Consider the following 1,294-nt stretch of genomic DNA (forward strand, 5'->3'; position numbering starts at 1 on the left):
TTCATCCGCACAAACCATTCCTCGTAGGTGATTTGCGCCATTTCTTCCAGCAGCTTGATGCGTTGCAGGTTGTTTTCGATGAGGTCATCGTAGGCTGTAACAATGGCTGATATTTTATCTTGTGTATCCCTTGATGTCGGGGCTTTGGTTTTTATTTTGTGTAAGTGATTTCTGTTGACACCTGGTACAGCTCCAGCTGCATTCATTTCTTTCAGGTTCAAGCATTCGAGCAAGTAAGCAATGAATCTTGGATTGTTTCCCTTGAAGTCTTTAACAAATAAGGTTGTGTTCAATGGCCAGTATGGTTCGGCGATATAAAAAACCTCTCCAATCGTTCCATATCGACCCGTTACAACGCCGGGAGGATTCTCTTTCGGTTCGTCATGAAAACCGGAAATGCCGGAAGATGAAATAATCGGCGTATTACCTACCACACGAGCTTGTGTCGGTAAATCGTAACCCCTCTGCAATGTAATGAGATCACCTAATGCTCGCACCTCCCAACTCATAGGTTAACTCCCTTGATTGCGGTTAGCAGGGTATTGGCGGACTGAGTAAGTTCAGAGAGTTCAGCATGGATTTCGGCGAGGCGTTTTTGGTAGTCGAAGTCTTCGTCGATGTCGATGCGGTAGCCGACGTAGCGCCCCGGTGTGAGGCTGTAGTCGTTTTCGATGACTTCGGCGAGATCGACAATCTTGCACAAACCTTCAACGTCGCGGTACACCCCATCAGGGAAGTATTCACCCAACATCCGCCAGTCCCTGACTGCCTGCTTCAGGTTTTTCAGGTCATCACCGGCATTCTCGAAATAGGCTTTGATGGCCAGCGACAACGCTTTCAATTGCTTGCCCTGGGCATCCAGCTTTTTCTTGTGGGTCTTGTTGGCATCGGTGGTTTGTGCTTGTTTATCCAGCGCGGCAAAGGCTTTACGCGCCTGTTCCCATTGCGCCTGATACGGCTCCAGCAAGGCACTCAGCGCTGGCACCGGCTGCTCGAAAAGATCGCGCAATTCGCGGCTACGCGCCAGCGTCAGTTCCTCATCGGCGATAATGGATTCCGCCAACTCAGCGGCAGCGGTGGAGAAATCCAGCCCCGCCAGCTTATAGGCATTATTGCCAAGGTGGCTCTGGCAAGCACGGCGCAAACTTTCCGCTGCCCTGGCCAGCACCTTCGCCAGTTCACCGGTATGCGCTTTATGCTGTTCCGCCGCCTTGCGGATAGCCTCCCCGTCGCCACGGTAGGATTCCATCATCGCGCTGAAGTTGACCAGTTGCCCCGGCGAATAATCATTAAT

At 51.3% G+C, this 1,294-nt stretch carries 1 protein-coding gene and 1 pseudogene; both read right to left on the reverse strand.

The features are described from left to right. Positions 1-509: restriction endonuclease subunit S (locus tag VSS37_RS12650; RefSeq protein ID WP_324695756.1), on the reverse strand; the 509-nt coding region annotated here is incomplete at its 3' end. Continuing rightward, a pseudogene (locus VSS37_RS12655) lies at positions 506-1,294 on the reverse strand (hypothetical protein); the annotation flags it as partial. The gene VSS37_RS12650 and the pseudogene VSS37_RS12655, both read right to left, overlap by 4 nt.

The organism is Candidatus Thiothrix phosphatis (genome assembly GCF_035668035.1).
GTDB lineage: Bacteria > Pseudomonadota > Gammaproteobacteria > Thiotrichales > Thiotrichaceae > Thiothrix > Thiothrix phosphatis.